General features: G+C 33.2%; 21 protein-coding genes. 11 read left to right on the top strand and 10 right to left on the bottom strand.

From position 1 onward, the window contains the following. From ACW5R3_RS08750 to ACW5R3_RS08715, 8 genes are all read right to left on the bottom strand, one after another. Window positions 1–2,427, bottom strand: a complete 2,427-nt coding sequence (locus ACW5R3_RS08750; RefSeq protein ID WP_456576631.1) for a DNA translocase FtsK — start codon at window positions 2,425–2,427, stop codon at window positions 1–3. Window positions 2,428–2,559: 132 nt separating this feature from the next. Then, window positions 2,560–2,928, bottom strand: a complete 369-nt coding sequence (locus ACW5R3_RS08745; RefSeq protein WP_456576630.1) for a diacylglycerol kinase — start codon at window positions 2,926–2,928, stop codon at window positions 2,560–2,562. Next, entirely contained in the window at window positions 2,921–3,427 is a 507-nt protein-coding gene (gene tpx, locus ACW5R3_RS08740; protein ID WP_456576629.1) for a thiol peroxidase, read from the bottom strand. Before tpx ends, ACW5R3_RS08745 begins: the two co-directional genes overlap by 8 nt. A 187-nt stretch (window positions 3,428–3,614) precedes the next feature. Next, on the bottom strand, window positions 3,615–3,872 hold the full coding sequence (locus tag ACW5R3_RS08735; protein ID WP_456576628.1) for a DUF6952 family protein: 258 nt from the start codon (window positions 3,870–3,872) through the stop codon (window positions 3,615–3,617). A 7-nt stretch (window positions 3,873–3,879) separates the two neighbouring features. Beyond that, window positions 3,880–4,188: a thioredoxin family protein gene (locus ACW5R3_RS08730; RefSeq protein WP_456576627.1), complete on the bottom strand. Its 309-nt coding sequence runs from the start codon at window positions 4,186–4,188 to the stop codon at window positions 3,880–3,882. Window positions 4,189–4,291: 103 nt separating this feature from the next. Then, window positions 4,292–4,930 (bottom strand): redoxin domain-containing protein, encoded by a 639-nt coding sequence (locus ACW5R3_RS08725; RefSeq protein WP_456576626.1) that lies wholly within the window; start codon window positions 4,928–4,930, stop codon window positions 4,292–4,294. A gap of 142 nt (window positions 4,931–5,072) precedes the next feature. Continuing rightward, on the bottom strand, window positions 5,073–6,539 hold the full coding sequence (gene nhaC, locus ACW5R3_RS08720) for a Na+/H+ antiporter NhaC (RefSeq protein ID WP_456576625.1): 1,467 nt from the start codon (window positions 6,537–6,539) through the stop codon (window positions 5,073–5,075). Between the two features lie 169 nt (window positions 6,540–6,708). Beyond that, entirely contained in the window at window positions 6,709–7,908 is a 1,200-nt protein-coding gene (locus ACW5R3_RS08715; RefSeq protein ID WP_456576624.1) for an aminotransferase class I/II-fold pyridoxal phosphate-dependent enzyme, read from the bottom strand. A gap of 166 nt (window positions 7,909–8,074) precedes the next feature. Between ACW5R3_RS08715 and ACW5R3_RS08710 the strand changes: the two genes are divergently transcribed. From ACW5R3_RS08710 to ACW5R3_RS08690, 5 genes are all read left to right on the top strand, one after another. Further along, on the top strand, window positions 8,075–8,533 hold the full coding sequence (locus ACW5R3_RS08710; RefSeq protein ID WP_456576623.1) for an Lrp/AsnC family transcriptional regulator: 459 nt from the start codon (window positions 8,075–8,077) through the stop codon (window positions 8,531–8,533). Window positions 8,534–8,617: 84 nt separating this feature from the next. Next, a complete protein-coding gene (locus ACW5R3_RS08705; protein WP_456576622.1) occupies window positions 8,618–10,210 on the top strand; it encodes a S41 family peptidase in 1,593 nt (530 codons plus the stop codon). Between the two features lie 50 nt (window positions 10,211–10,260). After that, window positions 10,261–11,031 carry a response regulator transcription factor gene (locus ACW5R3_RS08700; protein WP_456576621.1) on the top strand — a complete coding sequence of 257 codons (771 nt, stop codon included), beginning with the start codon at window positions 10,261–10,263 and terminating at the stop codon, window positions 11,029–11,031. A gap of 264 nt (window positions 11,032–11,295) precedes the next feature. Continuing rightward, on the top strand, window positions 11,296–12,696 hold the full coding sequence (gene lpdA, locus ACW5R3_RS08695; protein ID WP_456576620.1) for a dihydrolipoyl dehydrogenase: 1,401 nt from the start codon (window positions 11,296–11,298) through the stop codon (window positions 12,694–12,696). A 176-nt stretch (window positions 12,697–12,872) separates the two neighbouring features. Further along, a complete protein-coding gene (locus ACW5R3_RS08690; RefSeq protein ID WP_456576619.1) occupies window positions 12,873–13,385 on the top strand; it encodes a DUF3124 domain-containing protein in 513 nt (170 codons plus the stop codon). 7 nt (window positions 13,386–13,392) lie between these two features. On the opposite strand, the gene ACW5R3_RS08685 is transcribed toward ACW5R3_RS08690, so the two are convergent. Continuing rightward, window positions 13,393–14,742, bottom strand: coding sequence for a DEAD/DEAH box helicase (locus ACW5R3_RS08685; RefSeq protein WP_456578826.1), 1,350 nt, complete (start codon window positions 14,740–14,742; stop codon window positions 13,393–13,395). 154 nt (window positions 14,743–14,896) lie between these two features. Here ACW5R3_RS08685 and ACW5R3_RS08680 point away from each other — a divergent pair, with 154 nt between their 5' ends. The 5 genes from ACW5R3_RS08680 (at window position 14,897) to ACW5R3_RS08660 (ending at window position 22,265) form a co-directional block, all read left to right on the top strand. Then, window positions 14,897–16,204 carry an anthranilate synthase component I family protein gene (locus ACW5R3_RS08680; RefSeq protein ID WP_456576618.1) on the top strand — a complete coding sequence of 436 codons (1,308 nt, stop codon included), beginning with the start codon at window positions 14,897–14,899 and terminating at the stop codon, window positions 16,202–16,204. Window positions 16,205–16,257: 53 nt separating this feature from the next. Beyond that, complete coding sequence (gene tilS, locus ACW5R3_RS08675; RefSeq protein WP_456576617.1) at window positions 16,258–17,589, top strand: tRNA lysidine(34) synthetase TilS; 1,332 nt, start codon at window positions 16,258–16,260, stop codon at window positions 17,587–17,589. Continuing rightward, the gene (locus ACW5R3_RS08670) at window positions 17,579–19,603 is read left to right on the top strand and encodes a protein-disulfide reductase DsbD family protein (RefSeq protein ID WP_456576616.1); all 2,025 of its coding nucleotides are present in this window, start codon (window positions 17,579–17,581) and stop codon (window positions 19,601–19,603) included. Before tilS ends, ACW5R3_RS08670 begins: the two co-directional genes overlap by 11 nt. A 72-nt stretch (window positions 19,604–19,675) precedes the next feature. After that, window positions 19,676–21,298: an adenine deaminase gene (gene ade, locus ACW5R3_RS08665; RefSeq protein WP_456576615.1), complete on the top strand. Its 1,623-nt coding sequence runs from the start codon at window positions 19,676–19,678 to the stop codon at window positions 21,296–21,298. 1 nt (window position 21,299) lies between these two features. Next, window positions 21,300–22,265 carry a YheT family hydrolase gene (locus ACW5R3_RS08660; protein ID WP_456576614.1) on the top strand — a complete coding sequence of 322 codons (966 nt, stop codon included), beginning with the start codon at window positions 21,300–21,302 and terminating at the stop codon, window positions 22,263–22,265. A gap of 15 nt (window positions 22,266–22,280) precedes the next feature. On the opposite strand, the gene ACW5R3_RS08655 is transcribed toward ACW5R3_RS08660, so the two are convergent. Next, window positions 22,281–23,258 carry an NAD(P)H-dependent flavin oxidoreductase gene (locus ACW5R3_RS08655; RefSeq protein WP_456576613.1) on the bottom strand — a complete coding sequence of 326 codons (978 nt, stop codon included), beginning with the start codon at window positions 23,256–23,258 and terminating at the stop codon, window positions 22,281–22,283. 168 nt (window positions 23,259–23,426) lie between these two features. Here ACW5R3_RS08655 and ACW5R3_RS08650 point away from each other — a divergent pair, with 168 nt between their 5' ends. After that, on the top strand, window positions 23,427–24,965 hold the full coding sequence (locus ACW5R3_RS08650) for a YifB family Mg chelatase-like AAA ATPase (RefSeq protein WP_456576612.1): 1,539 nt from the start codon (window positions 23,427–23,429) through the stop codon (window positions 24,963–24,965). The last annotated feature ends 51 nt before the right edge of the window (window positions 24,966–25,016 follow it).

The following is a 25,016-nucleotide window of genomic DNA, read 5'->3' as shown; positions in this document are numbered from 1 at the left end:
TTAAGCCGTTTCATTATCTAATAACTGATTTAGTGCTGTTAAATCAGGTACTAATACTTGTCTGGCTTTGCTACCTTCAAAACCTCCAACAATTCCAGCAGCTTCAAGTTGATCAATTAATCTTCCGGCTCTATTATAGCCTAGCTTTAATTTTCTTTGTAAAAGCGAGGCTGAACCTTGTTGCGCTGTTACAATTATTTCGGCAGCGTCTTTAAATAAAACATCTCGATCGCTAATGTTTACATCAATACTTGTGCCACCTTCTTCTCCTACGTACTCTGGAAGTAAATAAGCTTCTGGATATGCTTTTTGAGAGCCTATAAAATCGGTTATTCTTTCAACTTCTGGTGTATCTACAAATGCACACTGAATACGAATCATTTCATTTCCTTGTGTGTAAAGCATATCACCACGACCAATTAATTGATCGGCACCAGAACCATCTAGAATTGTTCGGGAGTCAATTTTACTAGTTACCCTAAATGCTATTCTAGCAGGGAAATTAGCTTTAATTATACCGGTAATTACATTTACGGAAGGTCGTTGAGTGGCAACGATTAGGTGTATACCAATAGCACGTGCAAGTTGTGCTAACCTGGCAATAGGTGTTTCAACCTCTTTACCTGCGGTCATGATTAAATCGGCAAACTCATCAACTACCAGAACAATGTAAGGTAAAAATTGATGTCCGTCATTAGGGTTTAGTTTACGTGCTTTAAACTTCGCATTATATTCGGCAATATTTCTACAAAAGGCATTTTTTAATAACTCATAGCGGTTATCCATTTCAATACACAAAGAGTTAAGTGTATTAATAACTTTTGTATTATCTGTTATAATGGCGTCTTCACTATCAGGTAATTTGGCTAGATAGTGGCGTTCAATTTTATTGAAAAGTGTTAATTCTACTTTTTTAGGATCGACTAAAACAAATTTAACTTCCGCCGGGTGTTTTTTGTAAAGTAAAGAGGTAAGCACAGCATTTAAACCAACCGATTTACCTTGACCTGTAGCACCTGCCATTAATAAGTGAGGCATTTTAGCTAAATCAACCACGAAAGTTTCATTGCTAATAGTTTTACCTAAAGCTATTGGTAATTGCATTTCCGATTTTTGGAATTTTTGAGAAGCAATTACAGAGCGCATAGACACGATTGTAGAATTCTTATTAGGAACTTCAATACCAATAGTTCCTTTTCCTGGTATTGGTGCAATAATTCTAATACCTAAAGCTGATAATGAAAGCGCAATATCATCTTCTAAATTTTTAATTTTAGAAATACGAACACCAGCTTCAGGGATAATCTCATACAGTGTTACTGTAGGTCCGATTGTGGCCTTAATATTAGCAATACCTATTTTGTAGTTATTAAGTGTTTCTACAATACGGTTTTTGTTTTCTTCTAGTTCTGTTTGATTTATGGTAATACCTTCAGAATCATATTTCTTAAGCAATTCCAATGAAGGGAATTGGTAATTGCTTAATTCAAGTGTCGGATCAAACTGTCCGAAATCTTCAACTAATTTATTAGCAAGGTTATCTGTTTCTGATAGCTCTTCTTCAACAGTTTCGACTTCTATTTTCATTTCTGAATCATCAGACTTGTCAATATTTTCTTCAGTTTTAGTAACTTTTGTGTCAAGTTCTATAACAGGTTCTTTTGGTGTTTCTGCTACTTCAACTTTAGGGAGATCAACTTTAGGTTCTTCTTTTACTGGTGCTTCTGGCTTAATAGCTGTTTTAATAGCTTCGGCCTCTTCAGTTAAACTATTGTCTATTGGGGCTACTGGTTCTGCTGCAGTTTTAGAATCGTTGATATTGGTATCTATATCTTTTTTAAATGATTTAAGTAGCAATTTAATACTGTCAAACGTAACATTCATACGAATAGCTAAATAGACAATTAAACCAAAAAGGAGTAGGAGTGCTGTTCCTATTTTACCTAAATAAATTTGTAAAAAGGTATTCATTTCAAAACCAATAATACCACCAAGTGAATACCATCTTTCAGTAAAATAGCCTAAAGCTATTGAGAGCCAAACGACAATTAAAGTGCCCCAAATCCATTTTTTTTGAAGGATACTTTTATTACTTCCCGTAAGTACTGATAAACCTGAAATGATAATAAGACCGGCAAAAATAAATGATGCTATTCCAAAACCTTCGTAGATGAAAAAGTTACTTAGCCAAGCACCTGTTTTATTTAACCAGTTTTTAGATTCAACGGTTTTATTTGTAAATTCGGTTAAGGTACTTTGGTCTGCTGTTCCTGTAAAAAAGTAGGATATAAAAGCTATAAATAATAGTAAGCCGATGATAACTAAAAAGCTACCTAGAACCAGTTTTTGCTGATTGGATAGTTTTAAACTCGGTGCTTTAAACTTGGGTTTATTTGCTTTGGTTGATTTTGTTTTCTTTTTAGCCATAGATGCTTTCTGTGATTGCAGAAAAGGTTATTTTATAAATATAAGTATTTGCTGTTAAATCTGAATTTATCACAGATTAATATGTCTACAAAAATACAAATAGTTCGCGTTTATCCTATAGCTATTTTCTATTTAAAAAACCTTAGGAATATATATAATACCACCAATTATAACAGCTGTTATGGCGAAAATAAAAACAGCTCCAGCAGAAAGGTCTTTAATGAGGCCTATTTTCTTATGATAGTTTGGATGAACAAAATTCGCAATTTCCTCAATGGCTGTATTCACGGCTTCTAGAGCCATAATAAGCCCAATAGTTAGTGTTTGAATAAGCCATTCTGTGGTTGAAATCTGGAAATAAAAACCAGCAATGGTCATGATAATTCCAATACAAAATTGCACTTTTATACTAGCTTCAGTTGTTACTAGTATAAAAGCGCCTTTTGCAGCATATTTTACGCTTAGTAATCGGTTTGTAATAAACGATTCTTTTTTAAGCATCTTGTAAGGCCTCTAAGGCAGCCTTGTAATTTGGTTCGTCTGCTGTTTCTTGAACTTGTTCGGCATGAATAACTTGCCCAGATTCATTAACAACTACAACGCTTCTTGATAACAAACCTTCTAAAGAACCTGAAGTGAATGTAACACCATAGTTTTTTCCAAAGCTATGATCTTTGAAATCTGAAAGTGAAACTACATTTTCTAAGCCTTCAGCAGCGCAAAATCTTCCTAATGCAAAAGGTAAATCGCGAGAAATACATAAAACATTGGTGTTTTCTAGTTCGCTAGCTTCTTGATTGAATTGTCTAACCGATGCCGCACAAGTACCGGTATCTACACTTGGGAATATATTTAATACTAGTTTTTTACCTGCAAAATCCTCTAAGGTTTTACTGCCTAAATCGGTTGCTGTTAACTTAAAGTTAGGTGCTTTTGTTCCTGGTTCTGGAAGATTACCTAAAGTTTCTAATTTATTACCGTTTAAGGTTACTGTAGCCATAATTATTTTAAATTTTAGTTTGTATAAAAATAAGGATAATATTCAATAATTAGATTTTAATTTAGGCTTTTTTAAGAGAATTAAATTTAAGGTTGCGTTCTATTTTAATGCTATAAAAAAGTGTAAAAACAGTAAAGCCTTTAAGTTAACAACTTAAAGGCTTTACAATATATTTTTAGGTGGTTTTTTATTTATCAATAGAACCTAATACTCGTTTCATGAAGCTGTTTAGGGCTTCTTTCTTTGGGGTACCGTCTTTAACCATCTTTTGAACTTCAATAGCGCCGTACATATTTGAAATTAATTCACCAATAACATCTAATTCATCATCCTTTAATGAAGGTACTTCTGTTAGTGCTTCTAGTGTTTCAATAGTTTCAATTACAAAATCTTCATCGTTTTCTTCAATGAATTGTGTTAAGTGCTTTATTACAGGTAGTTTCATAAATAATTTAGATTACGTTATCAACTAGTTCTTTAAGGACATCAAATTTGTTAGTTTGTTGTTGTCCAACAAATTCTCCGTTTTTAAATGTTGCAAAAGTTGGTAAGTTATCAACGGTTGCTAACTTTCTGCTTTCTGGAAACTTTTCAGCATCAGCAATAACAAAAGTCGCGCCTTCGTGTTCAGTAGCTAACTTCTTAAATTTAGGCTTCATAATGCGGCAATTACCACACCAAGTAGCTGAATATTGTACTACTACTGTACCATTTTCGTTAATAATATCTTGTAAATTATCTTTATCTAATTCCTGTAACATGATTTTCTTTTTTTTTGACTCTAATTTAAGTCTTTCCTTGATGTTGTAGGAAAGACTTAATTAGAAATTTATTATACTAAATTGAAGTACTTTGGGTAATTAATTAGTGAGATGCTAAATATTCAGCAGTACCTTTAGCGTTTGCTTGCATAGCTTCTTTTCCTTCTTCCCAGTTAGCTGGACAAACCTCACCTTTTTCTTGTACGTGTGTTAAAGCGTCTACTAAACGGATGTATTCACCTACGTTTCTACCTAATGGCATATTGTTGATGCTTTCATGTTGTACAATTCCATCTTCATCAATGATGTATGTAGCTCTGTAAGTTACATTGTCACCTTCAACTTGTACAGTTCCTGTTTCTTCATCAAAAACCTCATTAGTAATATCTAGGATACCTAAAACACTAGATAAGTTTCTGTTGCTATCAGCAAGAATTGGGTAAGTTACACCTTCAATACCACCATTGTCTTTTGCAGTGTTTAACCATGCAAAATGTACTTCAGGAGTATCGCATGATGCACCAATTACAATTGTGTTACGTTTTTCAAATTCAGCAACTGCTGCTTGGAATGCATGTAATTCTGTTGGACATACAAAAGTAAAATCTTTTGGGTACCAAAATAATACTACTTTTTTCTTGTTGTTAACTGCTTCTTCTAGAACGTTTACTTTAAAAGTATCGCCCATTTCATTCATTGCGTCAACGTTTAAATCTGGGAATTTTTTTCCTACAAATGCCATGTTTTTATATTTTTAATGGTTGTTAAATTTCTTTAATGCAAATATAAGCACAAGCACTTGTTTAAAATTAGATTTGAAATTTTAATTCCTTATTTAAGTATAGTTAAAACTTATAGTTAAATTAAAAACCAATAGTTAATTGCTATTTGGAAGTAAGTTGTCTGATTTTAATGTTAAGAGCAGCAAAGAGTAGTGTCATAAAAGGGCTCAACCAATTGAAAATGGCAAAAACAAAATAATCTGCTACAGATACTCCAAGAACGCTACTTTGGTAGGCTCCACAAGTGTTCCATGGGATTAATACAGAGGTTACAGTTCCTGAGTCCTCTAATGTCCTACTTAAGTTTTCAGGAGCCAAGTTTTTATTCTCGTAAGCTTTTTTAAACATTTTACCAGGGATAACTATTGCTAAATATTGATCACTAGCAATGGTGTTTAATCCTAAGCAACTGATTACCGTGCTAGCAAATAAACCAAATACAGAAGTAGCAAATGATAATAAAACCTTAGTTATTCGTGCCAAAGCACCGATAGCATCCATAACCCCACCAAAAAACATGGCGCAGCATATAAGTAGTATAGTCCAAATCATGCCTTGCATACCACCAGCTGAAAATAAATCATTTAGTTTTTCATTATCTGTGGTAATTTGTGTATTGGTTAATATGGCATTTATAGTTGCACTTAGTTTAGAATCGCTTAAACTATCAAGTATGCTAGGCTGAAATATAAAAGCAAATACAGCTGCTAAAAGCACGCCCACACCTAAAGCTGCTAAAGGTTTTGTTTTTAATAGAATTAAAGCAATTACAACAAGTGGAACTATAAATAATAAAGGTGTAATATTAAATGTGTTTTCGATACTTACAAGTAAACTTGTTAGGTCGGCTGTACCTGTTGTATCAATAGACATGCTCATGATTGAGAAAGCTATTAAGGTAATCAATACTGTTGGTACAGTGGTAAGAGCCATGTAGCGAATATGTGTAAATAAATCTGTTCCCGCCATAGCAGGAGCAAGGTTTGTGGTGTCACTTAAAGGAGACATTTTATCACCAAAATAGGCACCCGAAATAGCAGCACCAGCAATCATACCTGTAGGAATGCCTAAGGCGCTACCAATACCAATTAATGCAATACCAACTGTAGCTGATGTTGTCCATGAGCTACCCGTAGCAATAGAAATAACCGCACAAATTATAACAGACGCAGGTAAAAATATGCTAGGACTTAATACTTGTAAACCATAATATACCATGGCAGGAATTACTCCGCTAATTAGCCAAGTACCTGCTAATGCACCCACCAAAAATAAAATTAAAATAGGGACAAATACACTGCGAAGATTTTCCCAAACCTCTTTCCCCATACGTTGTAAAGGGACTTTGTTAAAAAAGCCAACTATAGCAGCAGCTCCAGCTCCAAGAAGTAAAATAAGTTGGTTTGAATATTCGCCTAAAGCTTCACCATCAGCAAAAAAGATGTTATAAGCTAACATCATCATTAAAAGAACTACAGGGATCAATGCTTCCCAAATACTTAACTCCTTATTGTCTATAATTGTTTGGTCTTCGATTTCTATATCAGATAGATTTTTATCGTCCTGCATCTTAAAAGTTAGTTTCGTTAGGATTGTAATGTTACGATTTTCGTCTAAAGTATGCAAATGCTAATTTCACATTCCTGTTTGTTGAAACATTAAATAGTATAGAATTTGAGGCATAAAAAAAGGAACTCGTTTTTTGGAGTTCCTCTTTTTTATAATGTAAATACGTGTATTATAGAATGTTTAAAGATTCCATACAATTACGCATTGTTTCATAAGTGCGTTCAATATCGGCATCTAAACCAATAGAAAATCTAATCAACCCGTCGCTTAATCCCATTTCTTTTTGTTCATCTTCAGGAATTTCAGAAGAAGTAGAACTTCCAGGTGCGGAAAAGAGCGTTTTATAGAAACCTAAACTTACTGCTAGGTATCCTAGATTTTTTTCTTGCATAAGTTCCATTAGGGCATTTGCTTTATCTAATGATCCAACATCAACAGTTAACATACCACCATAACCATATTTATCATTCATCATACTTTTAAAAAGTTTATGAGAAGGATGCGATGCTAAGCCTGGATAAACTGTTTTTAAACCATCGGCTTCAAATTTTTCGGCCAAATAGCTAGCATTATGACTATGTTGCTGCATTCTAATATGTAGTGTTCTAAGATTTTTTAGTACCGATGCTGCACGTAAACTATCCATCGTAGATCCTAGTAGCATACATGCGCCATCATTTACATTTCTCAGGTCATCAATAAATTCTTGAGTACCGCAAACAACGCCACCAACAGTGTCACTAGAGCCGTTTATGAATTTTGTTAAACTATGTATCACAACATCGGCTCCTAACTGAACAGGTGATACTGATAATGGAGAAAAGGTGTTGTCTACGACTAGTTTTAGATTGTGTTTTTTTGCTAATTTAGATAAGGCTGCAATATCTGCAACCTCTAACAATGGATTACTAACAGTCTCACAGTACAAAATTTTAGTGTTTTTTGTAATAGCAGCTTCAACCGTTTCTAATTTAGTAATATCTACAAAACTTGTTTGTATATTTAGTTTCGGAGCAAAATTCTTTAAAAAGGCATAAGTACCTCCGTAGATTGTTCGGCTAGAAACTACATGGTCTCCAGCAGTACAAAGTTGCATTATAACTGGTGTAATAGCACCCATTCCTGAAGCGGTAACATTGGCTGTTTCTGTACCTTCCATAGCAGCTAAAGCTTCCCCTAAATATAAATTTGAAGGTGTAGAATGCCTAGAGTATAAGTAGCAACCATCAGCATTCCCCTCAAAGGTATCAAACATTGTTTTTGCTGATAAAAATGTATATGTTGAAGAATCTGATATGGACGGATTAACGCCTCCGAATTCACCAAAGTATTGTAAGTCTTGAATGTTATTTGCTGGTTTAAATGCCATTACAGTTATTTTATAAATTAATAATATGGTAAATATCAACAATATTAGATAATATATCAATATATGTGTGAATGTTTAGAATATAAAATTGGTTTATTTAAAATTGGTAGTTTTATTTTCATTAAATAGTGTTATAATTGTTGTTTAAACGAAAAATTTTCAAACTATGAATTTTGATGTCACCGATTTAAAATTATTACAGTTTCTTCAAGAAGATGCTAAGCAAACGAATAAAGAGCTTTCAAATAAATTAAACCTCTCTGTTACTGCTGTATATGAGCGAATTAGGAAGCTTGAACGCGAAGGTGTTATTGCGCAATATGTTGCTTTGGTGGATAAGCAAAAGGTCGATAGAAGTTTTATAGCATTTTGTCATATAAAACTGGTTCAGCATACGCAAGATAATATTGTTAAGTTTGAGCGAGAAGTGGCTAATTTGGAGGAGGTTACAGAGTGTTTTCATATTAGTGGTGATTATGATTATTTGTTAAAAGTTTTGGTTCAGGATATGACTGATTTTAGAGAGTTTATGGTGAAGAAGTTAACCTCTATTAGTCATATAGGTAGTACTCATAGTATGTTTGTTATTAATGAAGTAAAACATACAACGGCCATTACAATCTAGGAAATAATTGTAAATTTTATCATAATGCATTTTTCTTTTTTAAAAATAAGAACGTATTTAGGTGTTTAATTATCGAAATCTATTATGAAGCTGTTTTACCGTTGTTTTTTTGTGCTTTTTCTTTTATTTCATTCTTGTAAAAGTGTTGAAAAACACAATGATGTAGTTAGGAATAAGCACAGCATAGATGCTTTACACGAAGATGTTGATGCTGTTTATAGTCAGTTACAAAAACACCATCCTAGGCTTTATCAATATATTTCAAAGGAAGATTTAGACTTTAAATTTGATAGCCTTAAAGTATCCATAAATATCCCTTTGTCAAGTCATGATTTTTACGAAAAATTGGCTCCTGTGTTACGGGAGGTTAAACAAGGACATATTGGGGCAATTCCTCCTCAGATTCAGTATACCAAAAAAGAACGTATAGAGTTACGAAAGGAACGTTTTGAGTTTTACGATTTAGAGTTTCAGTATATTGATAAAAAACTTTGGGTTAGTAAATATAAACGAGATTCCTTGTTAATAGGAAGCCAGGTGTTTGATATAGCTAATGAGCCGGTTGAAACATTAATTGCTAAATATCAGAATCAATATGCGTCAGATGGTTTCAATACAACACTTTATGACAGGCAATTAGGGTCTTCGTTTTTAAAACTATATGCGCGAGACAAAGGGTTTTTAGATAGCTTATTGGTGACATTTAAAAAGAGTGATTCCATATTCTCTAAAACCTTTAGACGTGTACCTAAAGACTCTTCTTACGTTAAAAAAGATACACTAAATCAAAAAATAGACAGCCCGGAAGTAGTGCGATTAACTAAAGAGGAGAAATTAGCGCAAAAAAAGCAGGCGAAAGAGAAACGTCTAAAAGATAAAGTGTTTGGTTATGAATCAAATAAAGATCAATACACGCGTAATTTTAATTTTGTAGATGCCGATAGCACCCTTGCTATGATTAAGATTCGCAGCTTTAATAATGGTAATTATAGAACATTTTACAAAGATGTTTTTCAGCAACTAGATTCGTTAAAAATACCTAATCTTATTTTAGATTTACGTGATAATGGGGGAGGACGCATAGCTGAAATTTACTATCTATACAGGTATTTGTCTCAGACTGATTTTCAGTTTATTAATAGCAGTGAGGTTACAAGTCGTATTCCTTATATGGTTTTTGCTATGAGTAATAGTAATCCATTAGGATTGAAAATTGTAGCCGGTGTTTTGTCGCCAATAATTATTACTCACAACCTGTTAAAGACAAAAAAAATTGATGATAAATTGTATTATAAATTTAAGTATGCCAATACTAAGTCGCCATTTCCAACAAATTTTAAAGGAAAGTTATATGTATTGATTAATGGTAAGTCATTTTCTGCATCATCTATCTTGGCGACTAATATTCAAGCGAATAATCTAGCAACTTTTGTAGGTGAAGAAACGGGGGGTGCATATAATGGTACAGTAGCAGGGCTTTTTAGGGTTTATGAATTACCTAACAGTTTGGTGAAAGTTCGTATGGGATTAATGCAAATTGAAGCACCCTATAAAGTAACGCCAGATGGTTATGGGATAAAACCAGATGTTTATATCGTTCCCACATTTAAAGATGTTTTTAATGCTAAAGACCCAGAAGTTGAGTGGATTTTAGATGATGTTAAGCATTTAAAATAATTTCCGTAAATTTAATTCATCACCATAAGTCTCCTTTAAACATTTTTGAAATGGTTTATAAAAATATCCAGGAAATATATCATGATATTTTCCAATCCTATGCGCATCCCGAGTTGGATTCTCATATTAAAAAAATTATGGAATCTGATTTATATCTACCCTATAGTTCTACTTTTTTCTGCATAACCAATACACAGAAACTAACTTTTGAGTTTGTTAGTAAAAACATGACCGCATGCTTAGGCTTGAATAAGAGTCTTTTATTGAATGGTGGTATGCGTGATTTTTGGAAACGAATTCATCCAGATGACGTTGAGTTATGGTTAAAAGGTCTTAATGATTTAATGGTTTTTACTCTTAATGAAATTTCATTAGAAGATAGGTATCGTATGAGTTATACTTGGAATTACCGTATAAAAAATGCTGAAAATGTGTATGTGAATATAGTTCAAAATACCACGCCTTTAGAGTTTGATGCAAGTATGAAGCCAATAATCGGGTTGGCTCATTATACGGTGTTAGATTCTCAAATTAAAATGCCTATTACGGTTACAGCTAAATTGCTTAATTCTCACAATGAATATATAACTAAGTATTTTAATAACTATTCGCAACAGCTACTAACAGGCGGGTTGAGTAATAGAGAACGGGATGTTTTGCGTTTATTAATTTTAAATAAAACTAGTAAAGAAATAGCTGAAAAGCTATGTATAAGTTCTAATACTGTTGATACGCACCGTCGTAATATTTTGAAAAAATTAAAAGTATCAAGTACCGGTGAATTGGTAGGGATGATTAAAAACAATCACTTTTTTATGTAAAATTACTCAAATTGAGTATTGTATTAATATTGGTATTGCACCATATTTGTAATGCTATTATTTGAGGGAGTAACTTAAATTGGGCAGCCTTATTTTGATAAGTGTTGCCCTTTTTTTTGCTTTTTAATGTATTTCTTTTTTTTAAATTCTGACGTCGTTTTTTGTTGTTTACCGATAAAAACATTTGTATTTTTGTGTTAATTATTAAAAACGGCATGAAAAACATGTCAATAATCATCTTTCTAACTTTAAGAAAACAATTATATGAATTCATATGATGTAGCCATTATTGGCTCGGGACCTGGTGGGTATGTAGCAGCAATTCGTTGCGCTCAACTAGGTTTAAAAACGGCAATTATAGAAAAATATGCAAACCTTGGTGGAACTTGTCTGAATGTAGGCTGTATTCCAAGTAAAGCGTTATTAGATTCGAGTCATCATTATGAAGATGCTGTTAAGCATTTTGAAGAGCACGGTATTGATATCCCTGGTGAAATAAAAGTTAATCTAAAACAAATGATAGCGCGTAAGCAATCGGTTGTTGATCAGACTTCGGGTGGTGTTGAATTCTTAATGAAGAAGAATAATGTAGATGTTTATCAAGGTATGGGTAGCTTTAAAGATGCTACGCATATCAGTATTAAAGGAGAGGAAGATGTTGAAATAGAGGCTAAAAACACCATTATTGCTACTGGTAGTAAACCTTCTAATTTACCATTTATCAATATCGATAAAGAGCGTATTATTACATCAACAGAAGCTTTAAAGCTTAAAGAAATTCCAAAGCATTTAATTGTAATTGGTGGTGGTGTAATTGGTTTAGAGTTAGGTCAGGTTTATAAAAGGTTAGGTGCAGAAGTGTCTGTGGTTGAGTTTATGGATCGTATTATCCCTACTATGGATGCAGGTCTTTCTAAGGAATTAAATAAAGTTTTAAAGAAACAAAAATTCAAAATTAATACGTCTCATAAAGTTAAGTCTGTTGAGCGTGTTGGTGATGAAGTTATTGTTAAAGCTGATAATAAAAAAGGAGAAGAAGTAACATTTACTGGCGATTACTGCTTAGTATCTGTTGGTCGTCGCCCTTATACTGATGGCTTAAATGCAGAAGCTGCGGGTGTTGCATTAAATGAACGTGGTCAAGTAGAAGTTAACGAACACTTACAGACAAGTGCTAAAAACATTTACGCTATTGGTGATGTTATTAAAGGTGCTATGTTAGCTCACAAAGCTGAAGAAGAAGGTGTTTTTGTTGCAGAAACTATTGCTGGTCAGAAGCCACATATTGATTATAACTTAATTCCTGGTGTAGTTTATACTTGGCCTGAAGTTGCAGCTGTTGGTAAAACAGAAGCGCAATTAAAAGAAGCAGGTGTAGAATACAAAGTTGGTCAGTTTCCTATGCGTGCTTTAGGACGTAGTCGTGCAAGTAAGGACTTGGATGGTTTTGTTAAAGTATTAGCAGATAAAACTACTGATGAAATTTTAGGTGTTCATATGGTTGGTGCTCGTGCAGCAGATATGATTGCTGAAGCTGTTGTTGCTATGGAATACAGAGCGTCTGCCGAAGATGTTTCACGTATGTCTCATGCGCATCCAACATTTACAGAAGCTATTAAAGAAGCTGCTTTAGCGGCAACTGATAATCGTGCCTTACATGTGTAAGCATTATTTATAGATATTTTAAAAGCCACTTCATTTTTGAAGTGGCTTTTTACTTTTAAATAGTTTATGGTTTTGGTGTAAATTTGAAATCTCAATTATGTTAAAACTAATTTTTGAGACTTTTTATGGATGTTAAATAGGCTATTTTGTATATTGCTAACTGATTAATTAAGTTTATGGGACGTATTTGTAGTATATTATTTCTGGTTTTTTTAAGTCTATTTTCCTGTAATGAGAAACACAACGCAGAAACGTTTGATTCTGAAAATTGGAATAAACGAAGTGTTGTTTTAAATCCTAAAGATTCATTAGAAACAGGAAAAACATATTTATCTATTTATTCTCAAATATACAGTATGTCGCAACATAAAACTCATAACTTAACGGCTATGGCTAGTATACGTAATACGAGTGATACCGACACGATTTATGTGGTAAGTGCAAAATATTACGATGCTCATGGGCAATTAATTCGTGCTTATTTTGATAAACCTATTTATTTAGCACCTTTAGAAACTACAGAAGCTATTATCAGTGAATTAGATATTGAAGGCGGAACAGGTTCCAATTTTATATTTGAATGGAAGAAAAAGAAAAACACCCCCGAACCATTGTTTGAAGGTGTTATGAATTCTACTTTAGGGCAACAAGGATTGTCGTTTATTACCGTAGGAAAACGTATTCAATAAATTAGATTTATTTTTTGTTACGTTTATTATAATTTTTATCACCTCTTGTTTTAGGTTTTTTGTATTTCGCTGCAATTTTGTATTTGTAAGAACCTCCTAAATTTTCTTTTTTGTTCTTTTCTTTCTTTTCATGGAAAGCTGGGCCAGGAGCGTCTTCTGTGCTTAATTTAGTTGGATTATTACGTTCTAGAATTTTTGGACGTTCTTCTTCAAGCAATTCTGTAGAAATCTTAACATCTTCGGGTATCTCTAAGGCAGGTATTTCCATCTGCATAAGATTTTCTATACGCTCTAAACCTTCTTGTTCTTTTTCTGTATAAAATAATAAAGCTTGACCTTCACGTTCAGCACGACCAGTTCTACCTATTCGGTGCATGTAGTTTTCTGGGAAGTTTGGTGTGTCAAAATTTATAACATGTGATACGTTGTCAATATCTAAACCACGAGCCATGACATCGGTGGCAACTAGAATACGGTTTTCACCAGATCTAAACTGCTCTATACTTCGTAAACGGTAATTTTGAGTTTTATTGGAGTGGATTACACATAATTCATCGTGATAGCTTTCATCTAAAGCCTCAAACAGGCGGTCTGCCATTTTCTTAAAAGCTACAAAAATTAATACCTTATTGTAAGTTTCAGAATCACTTAACAAATTACGTAATAAATTTAATTTAGTATAAAAGTTAGGTACAGCATATTTGTGCTGTGAAATATTCTCTAACGGAGTACCGGAAACGGCTATAGACACACGTTTTGGAGCTGTAAAAAAGCTATTTATCAATTCATCTACATCTTCAGTCATAGTTGCTGAAAACATAATGTTTTGACGTTTAGCCGGAAGAATATCAAAAATGTTGACTAATTGATGTCTAAAACCTAAGTCAAGCATAACATCTACCTCGTCAATTATTAATTTTTGAATAGTTTTTAGTTGTAATACACGGCTAACAGCTAAATCGTATAAACGGCCAGGTGTAGCCACAATAATATCTAAACCTTCAGCTACAGCACGTTTTTGAGCGTTAATATTAACACCTCCATAAACTCCTAAAACACGAACATTTATATATTTAGCTAATTTTTCAATTTCATCTACTACTTGTACAACTAGTTCTCTAGTAGGTACCAATACTAATACACGTGGGCTTTCTTGCTCTGAGTATTTTAAATTTCTTAATACAGGAAGCATATAGGCAAATGTTTTACCAGTTCCTGTTTGTGCTATACCAACTACGTCTGTTCCAGATGCAACTACATTAAAAGCTTCAGCTTGAATTGGGGTTGGATGTGAAAAGCCTAAATCGTCAATAGCGTTGTATAAAGGCGTGTTTAATTTTAAATCTTGAAATGTAATAGTGTCCAAAAGTTTCTGTTTTAGACTACAAAGGTAAATGTTTTATACGTCTTATGCTTTATGGCATAGAAACTTTATAAATATGTGTTTATAAGAACGCTTATTGTGCTTTTTTATCCAGTGAAAATTTCGGTAATTTGTAAATAACATTTTGTTGAGAAAAACATACACATATCAGCCTCAAAATATACAAGCCTTTAAGTCACAATTATTGGCTTGGAGTCAGCAATTTCGTGAAGTTTTATGGTTAGATTCTAATAGTTATAACCAAACACATAGTACCTATGATGCTGTATTAGCTGTTGATGCTTTTACAAGTATTGAAACGGATTATGTTAATGCATTTCATAAGTTAAAGGAATACCAATCGCATGTAGATGATTGGTTGTTTGGATATTTAACCTACGATTTAAAAAATGCTACAGAACAATTAAAATCTGAAAATTTTGACGGATTAGAATTTCCTGACTTATGCTTTTTTCAACCCAAAAAAATATTCTTCTTTAAAGATAATCAAGTAGAAATGTGTTACTTGAACATGGTAGATGATGAGTTTAGTATAGATTTAGAAAGTATTCAATCGGTAAAGTTACCTTTAGAAGGAGATGTATCACCAATTAAGGCGGAGAATATTAATATAAAAAGTAGGCTATCAAAAGATGTTTACCTCAGTAAGGTTAATCAAGTTTTAGCACATATTTATCGAGGAGATATTTATGAAGCTAATTTTTGTCAGGAGTTTTATGCTGAAAATGTAAAAATTGATCCTTTGGGAATTTATAATAAGTTAAACGATATTTCTAAACCACCATTTGCAACATATTTTAAATTGGATGGTAAGTATGTCTTATCGGCTTCTCCGGAGCGCTACATAAAGAAAACAGAACAGACTATAATTTCGCAACCGATAAAAGGAACTGCAAAACGTTCAGATAATGCGTTAGAAGATTTAAGACTTAAACAAAAGTTAGAATCAGATGAAAAGGAGCGGAGTGAAAATATTATGATTGTCGATTTGGTAAGAAATGATTTATCTAAGACAGCCTTGAAGGGTAGTGTTCAAGTTCCTGAATTATGTAAAATTTATAGTTTTAAACAAGTTCATCAAATGGTTTCAACTATAGAAAGTAAAGTGTCAAACGAAACAAATCCTGTCGATATTATTGAATCAACATTTCCAATGGGAAGCATGACAGGTGCACCTAAAATTTCAGCTATGACTATTATTGAAAATTTAGAAGCTACTAAACGAGGTGTGTATTCGGGAGCTGTTGGGTACTTTACACCAGGTGGAGATTTCGATTTTAATGTGGTGATTCGTAGTATACTTTACAACGCAGAAGCTAAGTATGTTTCGTTTTCGGTTGGTGGTGCTATAACAGCAAAAAGTATTCCCGAAAACGAGTATGAAGAATGCTTGGTTAAATCTAAAGCTATGCATGAAGTATTGATGTTTAATTAATTGATTTTAAGGTTTTTGTGTTGTTTGTTAAAATCAGTTTAAGTTTGTGAGTTATGACTAAAAATATTCAAGTAGATTTTGATTATCATATTCAAAATAAGCTGCCTTTTTTAATGAAATCAAAGTTATTGATTGCCATTTCAGGAGGTGTTGATAGTGTTGTTTTGGCGTATTTATGCAGCAGTTTAAATTTGAATATTACACTTGCTCACTGCAACTTTAATTTGCGGGGTTCTGAAAGCGATACCGATGAACAATTTGTTTTTGAATTAGCTGAAAAGCTAGATTTAGAATTATTTATAGAGCATTTTGATACCGCAAAATATGCAACTCATAATAATTTATCAATTCAAATGGCTGCACGTGAATTGCGTTATAATTGGTTTAATGAATTAGCGCAACAATTAAATTTTGACTATATATTAACAGGACATCACGCTGATGATAATTTAGAAACTTTTTTTATAAATCTTATGCGCGGTACAGGACTGGAAGGACTTACCGGTATTCCAGAAACAAACCATTTACTTGTACGTCCGTTGCTGCCTTTTTCCCGATTGGATTTAAAAGAATATGCAGAAAGTAATCAAATTTCTTGGCGAGATGATAGTAGTAATGCTTCAACTAAATATCTGCGTAATAAGTTACGTCATGATGTAATTCCAATTTTAAAAGAGATGAATCCTCAATTGCTTCAGAGTTTTCAAAAAACACAAGGGTATTTGCAGGATGCTACAGCAATTATAAATGACAGGGTTAATGCAGTTCGTCATGATGTTGAAAAAGAAAGTGATGGTATATTGAAATTAGAGATTGCTAAGTTGTTAAAATACGCTAATCCTAAAGCTTATTTATACCAGTTACTTAAAGTATTTAATTTTACAGAGTGGGATGATGTGTACGGATTGTTAACTGCTCAATCAGGGAAGTTTGTGGTTTCTAATACTCATAGATTATTAAAAGATCGAGAGTTTTTGATTGTTTCTGAAATTTCAACACCTGTTGAATCGACTGGTTTTTTAATAGCAGAAACAGATGCTAAGCTTGACTTTTCTAATGCAGTACTAACCTTTGAAACTGTAACGAAAATAACAGAGTCATCCTCAAGTACGATATTTGTTGATAAAGATTTGTTAAATTATCCGTTAAGGGTTAGTAAATGGGAAAAAGGAGCCTATTTTTACCCTTTTGGGATGTCTGGAAAAAAGAAGGTGAGTAAATATTTTAAAGATGAAAAATTATCACTTTTAGAAAAAGAACAAGTTTGGTTTTTATATTCTGAATCAGAAATTGTGTGGCTTATTGGATTACGAGCTGATAATCAATTTAGAGTAACTAACAAAACAAAAAATATATTAAAAATTAGTCTTCATAATGAATCGTAAATTAATTTTATTTATAACACTTTGTATTGCTTTCTTTTCAGTAAAAGCACAAGTGTTAAACCCTGTGGAATGGACAGGTAGTGTTGAAAAACTATCGGAAACGGAATATAATTTAATTTTCAATGCCAGTATTGAGGAGCATTGGCATTTATATTCTCAAGACCTACCAGATGGCGGGCCAATACCTACAGAATTTGTTTTTAGTTCTGTAGATAAAACTGAAAACTTTAAACTAATTGGAGGTGTTCAAGAAAGTGATTATATAACCGCTTACGATCCGGTTTTTGAAATGGATTTAAACTTTTTTGATAATGAAGCTGTTTTTACTCAAAAAATAGAGCTAATAAATCCTAATCTAAAAACATTTACAGTTGATATAGCTTTTCAGGTTTGTGATGATGCGCGTTGTATATATCCTCAAAAAACAGTTACTTTTAACTTAGAAGGTTCTAATACATCAGATACAGGGCTTACAACTAATTCTACGGCACTTTCAGATATTATATCTAATACAACAGAGCCTGTTATAACAACTAATAATTCCCCTCCGGTAAAGGAATCAGCTGAAGAATCTAAAGGTTTATTTAAAATATTTTTCACATCTTTCTTTTTAGGTTTTTTAGTATTATTAACGCCTTGTGTTTTTCCAATGATACCTATGACGGTGAGTTTCTTTACGAAACAAAGTAAAACACGTGCCCAAGGAATAAGAAATGCATTATTATATGGTTTTTTCATTATTGTTATTTATACATTATTAGGAACAGCTATTTCAGCTATTTTTGGAAGTAATGCTATGTATGAATTTTCAACAGGTGTGGTTTTTAATGTTATCATGTTTGTAGCGTTGATAATTTTTGCTGTTTCATTTTTAGGTGCTTTTGAGATCATGCTGCCAAACTCTTGGGTAAACAAAGTGGATAGTGGTGCTAATAGAGGTGGTGTTGTTGGTATATTCTTTATGGCACTAGCATTAGCTGTTGTTTCATTTTCATGCACTTTTCCAATTGCTGGTACAGCCTTGTTAGATGCCGCAACAAAAGGCGGAATAGCCCCAATTATTAGTATGCTTGGTTTCTCTTCTGCAATTGCATTGCCTTTTGCTTTATTTGCTTTCTTTCCTAGTTGGCTGAACTCTATGCCTAAATCTGGTGGATGGTTAAATACAGTAAAAGTGGTTCTAGGGTTTTTAGAGTTAGCTTTTGCTTTCAAGTTTTTATCCATGGTAGATTTGGTATTAGAATGGCATTTATTAACAAGAGAAGTGTTTTTAGCTATTTGGATTGCTATTTTTGGTACTCTAGGTTTATATCTATTAGGAAAAATTAAATTACCTCACGATTCCCCTTTACCACATATTTCAGTAGGACGTTTGTGTATGGCCTTAGTAGCTTTGTCATTTACTGTTTACATGATTCCTGGACTATGGGGAGCACCAGTAGAAATTATTAGTGGTTTTCCACCGCCAATGAGTACAAATAGCGAATCGCCGTACGGTGTAGGTAATAGTAAACCTGTTGCTTTTTCAGGGACTAATAGCGTAACAAAACTTCCTAAGCATGCGCATTATGGACCGAATAACTTAATAGCATTTCATGATTACGATCAGGGTTTAGCTTATGCGAAAAAAGTAAATAAGCCTGTTATGCTAGATTTTACAGGAATAACTTGTGTAAATTGTAGAAAAATGGAAGAACAGGTTTGGGTTGATGAACACGTTTTTAATGTTTTAAATAATGATATAGTATTGATATCGTTATATGTTGATGACCGTGATAAATTACCAAAAGATGAACAATATAAGTCCGAATTAACAGGAAATAATGTAAAAACCTATGGTCATAAATGGTTAGAGTTTCAGCAAGTGCGTTACAACACCAATGCGCAACCACTTTATGTTATTCAAGATGCTGATGGGAATGATATAAGTAAGCCTGTTGGCTATACACCGGATGCTGAAGAATATTATGAATGGCTTAGAAATGGTATAAAAAGGTTTAAACAAAAACAGTAATAGCTATTAAAAAAGGCGAGATATATTCTCGCTTTTTTCTTTTAAATTTATACCAGTTTAAATACAAACTTTATGAAAATTCAAGGTCAGATTGTTGATATTCCAAACAAGCGCATTTTTCCAGGAGAAATTTGTGTCGAAGATGGTAAAATAAGCGCTATTAATGAGAGCTCGCATAACGTTAAACAATATATATTACCAGGGTTTGTTGATGCGCATATTCATATTGAAAGTTCAATGTTAGTACCAAGTGAGTTTGCAAGAATTGCGGTTAATCATGGTACAGTTGCAACAGTGTCAGACCCGCATGAAATAGCGAATGTTTTAGGTGTTGAGGGTGTTGAATTTATGATTAAAAATGGCAAACAAACTCCTTTTAAATTTAATTTTGGAGCTCCATCTTGTGTTCCTGCAACAACTTTTGAATCTGCAGGGGCAGTTATAGACTCTGAAGGTATTAAAAGCTTATTAGCAAATCCGGATATAGCTTATTTAGCTGAAATGATGAACTATCCTGGTGTGTTATTTGATGATGAAGAAGTTCTTAAAAAAATAGCTTGGGCAAAGCATTACAATAAACCAGTTGATGGTCATGCACCAGGATTACGAGGTGATGATTTATCAAAATATATCGGAGCAGGTATAACTACAGATCATGAATGTTTTACTTATGAAGAAGGTTTAGAAAAACTTCAGAAAGGTATGAAAGTCATAATCCGAGAGGGAAGTGCAGCCAAGAATTTTGAAGCTTTAATAAATTTAATTCCAGAGTATCATAAAGAGATGATGTTTTGTAGTGATGATAAACATCCAGATGATTTAATGCTTGGTCATATTAATCAGCTATGTGCTCGTGCTGTAGCAAAAGGTTTTGATATATTTCAAATACTAGAAATGGCTTGTGTGAATCCTGTCAAGCATTATAATTTACCTGTTGGTTTATTGCAAGTAGAGGATGCAGCAGATTTTATAATCGTATCCGATTTAATAAATTTTAAAACGTTAATGACCGTTATAAATGGTGCTGTTGTTTTTGATGAGGGACAATCTCTAATACCACATACAAAATTTGAAATACTAAACAATTTCAATACAAATAAAAAAGTAGTTTCTGATTTTAAAGTAAGATCTACCGCTAAGAAAATACGTGTTATTGAAGCTTTAGAAGGGCAGTTAGTAACTAACGAATTGATTGCAGACGCACATATAGAGGAAGGTAACCTTATTTCAAACCCAGAAACAGACATCTTAAAAATGACGGTTGTAAATCGCTATAATGATGATAAGCCTGCATTAGCATTTATTAAGAATTTCGGATTAAAATCAGGTGCCATAGCTAGTTCCGTAGGACATGATTCGCATAATATTATAGCTGTTGGGGTGTCAGATGACGCTATTTGTAAGGCTGTAAATACTATTATAGAAAATAAAGGTGGTATTTGTGCTGTAACGAATTCGGACAATCATATTGTTCCACTTCCTGTTGCTGGGATTATGAGTGATCAAGATGCAAAAACCATTGGCGATGCATATGGAAAGTTGGATAAAGTAGCTAAACAATTGGGTAGTACATTACAAGCCCCATATATGACATTGAGTTTTATGGCTTTATTGGTTATACCAAATCTTAAGTTAAGTGATAAAGGGTTGTTTAATGGGGAGAAATTTGAATTTACCAATTTAGAGATAAATTAATATGCCAGTAATAGAATCGACATATAAAGCACCGTATTTTTTCAGAAAAGGATTTATTTCTACAGTTTATTCTGGACTATTTAGAAATGTTAAACATGAAAATCAAAAACGTGAACGCTTAACATTACCAGATACCGATTTTATAGATTTAGACTGGAGTTTTTCTGGTACGAAAACAAAAACACTAATCATATTGCTTCATGGATTAGAAGGCAGCGCACAACGACCGTATATAACGGGCACAGCTAATATTTGTAATGAACATGATATAGATGCTGTTTCTGTAAACTATAGAGGTTGTAGTGGTTCTGATAACGTGCTTTTTCGTTCGTATCATTCTGGTGAAACAGCAGATTTACAAGTTGTAATTTCTCATATTCTTAAAACAAAATCATATTCTGATATATATATAAAAGGCTTTAGTCTAGGTGGAAATATTACTTTGAAATATTTAGGGGAAAACCCATCTGACATACCAAGTGAAATTAAGGGAGGTATTGCGGTTTCGGTACCATGTTTTCTTGCGGGATCTGCTAAAGAATTACATAAATTAAAGAATATAGCTTTCCATCAAAAATTTAAAAGAAACCTAATTCATAAATTAGAACTTAAAGCTCAAAATCACGCCGATAAAATTTCTAAAGAAGATTTAAAACAGATTAAAACGTTACATGATTTTGATGATTTTTATACATCCAAAGCGCATGGATTTAAAAATGGAGCTGATTATTATGCTAAAAGTAGTTCGTTACAGTTTGTTTCCAATATTAAAATCCCAACGCTTATTATAAACGCGTTAAATGATTCGTTTCTATCTCCCGAATGTTATCCTGTAAAAGAGGCTATTAATAATCCAAATTTGTTCTTAGAAATGCCTAAACATGGAGGTCATGTTGGCTTCATTAAAAAAGGCGGGTATTATTACAATGAGCTCAGAACTTTAGAGTTTATTCGTAATAAAACCTAACTACTAATCTGTTGTTTATTTATAGCGTGCTAAAAGTTTTTGCTGTTCTTCTATAGCGGAAATAAATTCGCTTTTAAGTTCTTCTATTAGTTTGGATACATGTGGAGCATTCTTAATATTAGTAACACCCTGTCCTGCAGACCAAATAGTAGCCCAAGCTTTAGCATCATCTTTATGGGCTGTTAATTCACTTCCAAAATCAACTTTCTTTTCACGTTTTAGCATGTCTTCTGTAATCCCCATTGCTTTAATACTCGGACCTAAAAAGTTTGCTGCTACTCCAGAAATAGCTGCAGTATAAACAATATCGTCAGCACCGGCATCTATTATCATATCCCGATATTCTTTAGGAGCTTTGCTTTCTTGAGTATTAATAAAGCGAGTTCCCATATAAGCTAGATCGGCACCCATTTGTAATGCTGAAGCAATATCACGTCCCGTGCTAATGCAGCCCGAAAGCAAAATGGTTTTATGGAAGAATTTTTTAATTTCAGCTACTAAAGGCATCGGATTTATAGTACCGGCGTGCCCGCCAGCTCCAGCAGAAACGAGTATTAATCCATCAACACCTGCTTCGGCAGCTTTTTCAGCATGACGTTTTTTAATAATATCATGAAAAACAAGACCTCCATAACTATGAACGGCTTCTACTAATTCTGAAACAGCTCCTAACGATGTAATAATTAATGGAACTTTATGTTTAATGCAGAGTTCTAAATCGGCTTGTACTCTCGGATTAGTATTGTGAACAATAAGGTTAACACCAAAAGGAGCCGCTTTTTTACCTGTTTCAGATTCAAACTCAGCAAGTGCTGTTTTTATTTCAATTAGCCATTCTTCAAAACCTTCGCTAGTTCTTTGATTTAAAGCAGGAAACGTACCAACTATGCCATTTTTACAACATTCAATAACTAGTTTTGGTCCAGAAATCAAAAACATTGGTGCTGCAATGGCAGGAAGTTTTAAGTCTTTTATAAATGGTGCTTTGTTCATCGTTTAATTATTTTGATAGAATACCAAATATAAATAAAATCTGTTTAGAAGACATTCCTAATTGCTTAAGACTTTTCTATAAAGCGTTAACTGTATCAAATTTTATATTCTTTTTTGTTTCTATGGTATTCATTGTTTTTTTTATACTTTTAAGAAAATCAATGAATTATGCTTAAAAAAGTTTTTGGAAGTGCTGTTTTTGGAGTTGAAGCAACGACCATCACAGTAGAGGTAAATGTTGATAAAGGAATAGGGTATCATTTAGTAGGGTTGCCAGATAATGCTATTAAAGAAAGTAATTATCGTATAGCAGCAGCACTTCAAAATAACGGATTTAAAATTCCTGGGAAGAAAATTATTATTAATATGTCTCCAGCCGATTTGCGTAAGGAGGGAAGTGCTTACGATTTAACGTTGGCCATGGGAATATTAGCTGCAACTAATCAAATCCAAACCGATGATTTAGAAAAATTTTTAATCATGGGAGAATTATCATTGGATGGAACTTTACAACCAATAAAAGGTGCTTTACCAATTGCAATAAAAGCTAAAGAGGAGGGTTTTAAGGGTTTTATTTTGCCCTCTCAGAATGCTAAAGAAGCAGCTATTGTAACAGGTTTGGAAGTATATGGGGTTGAAACAATTACCGAAGTGATTAACTTTTTTGATAAAGGTGAGCCTTTAGAGCAATTAATAATTGATGTTAAAGAAGAATTTAATAAAAGTCTAAATTTTCCTGAATTTGATTTTGCCGATGTTAAAGGGCAAGAAGGTATTAAACGCTGTATGGAAATAGCAGCAGCCGGTGGTCATAATATTATATTAATAGGACCACCAGGTGCAGGTAAAACCATGTTAGCAAAACGTTTACCAAGTATTTTACCACCTATGACGTTGGAGGAGGCTTTAGAAACGACAAAGATACATTCTGTTGTTGGTCGTTTAAAAGATAATACAGGTTTAATGTCTCAGCGACCGTTTAGAAGTCCTCATCACACAATTTCAAATGTTGCTTTGGTCGGTGGGGGAAGCTACCCACAGCCAGGAGAAATTTCAATGTCACATAACGGCGTTTTGTTCTTAGATGAACTACCAGAATTTAAGCGAGAAGTTTTAGAGGTTATGCGTCAACCACTTGAAGATCGTGAGGTGACTATTTCTAGAGCTAAGTTTACCGTTACGTATCCTTCATCTTTTATGTTGGTGGCTAGTATGAATCCAAGTCCTAGTGGGTATTTTAACGATCCTGATGCACCAGTAACATCTTCTCCAGCAGAGATGCAGCGTTATCTTAGCAAGGTTTCTGGACCTTTATTGGATAGAATAGATATTCATATTGAAGTGACACCAGTTCCATTTGAGAAGTTGTCCGATTCTCGTAAAGGTGAGTCATCCGTTTCAATCAGAGAACGGGTTACTAGAGCTAGAAGCATACAGACTTCTCGTTTTGAGAGCTCGAAATCTGTTCATTATAATGCGCAAATGAATGTAAAGCAAATTAGAAAATATTGCGAATTGGATGATATGTCTAAAAATTTATTAAAAACAGCTATGGAACGTTTAAATCTATCAGCACGTGCTTATGATAGGATTTTGAAAGTTTCTAGGACAATAGCTGATTTAGAAGCTAGTCCTCATATAAAAGGGTCACATATTACCGAAGCAATTCAATATCGTAGTTTAGATAGAGAAGGGTGGTTGGGGTAAGAGCTGATATAAATCTGTAGCTTTTAGTTTGTTTTATAGTTGAAAACAATT

It is taken from the genome of Algorimicrobium bowmanii (assembly GCF_054031195.1).
This window is presented reverse-complemented; position numbering and strand designations above follow the sequence as displayed.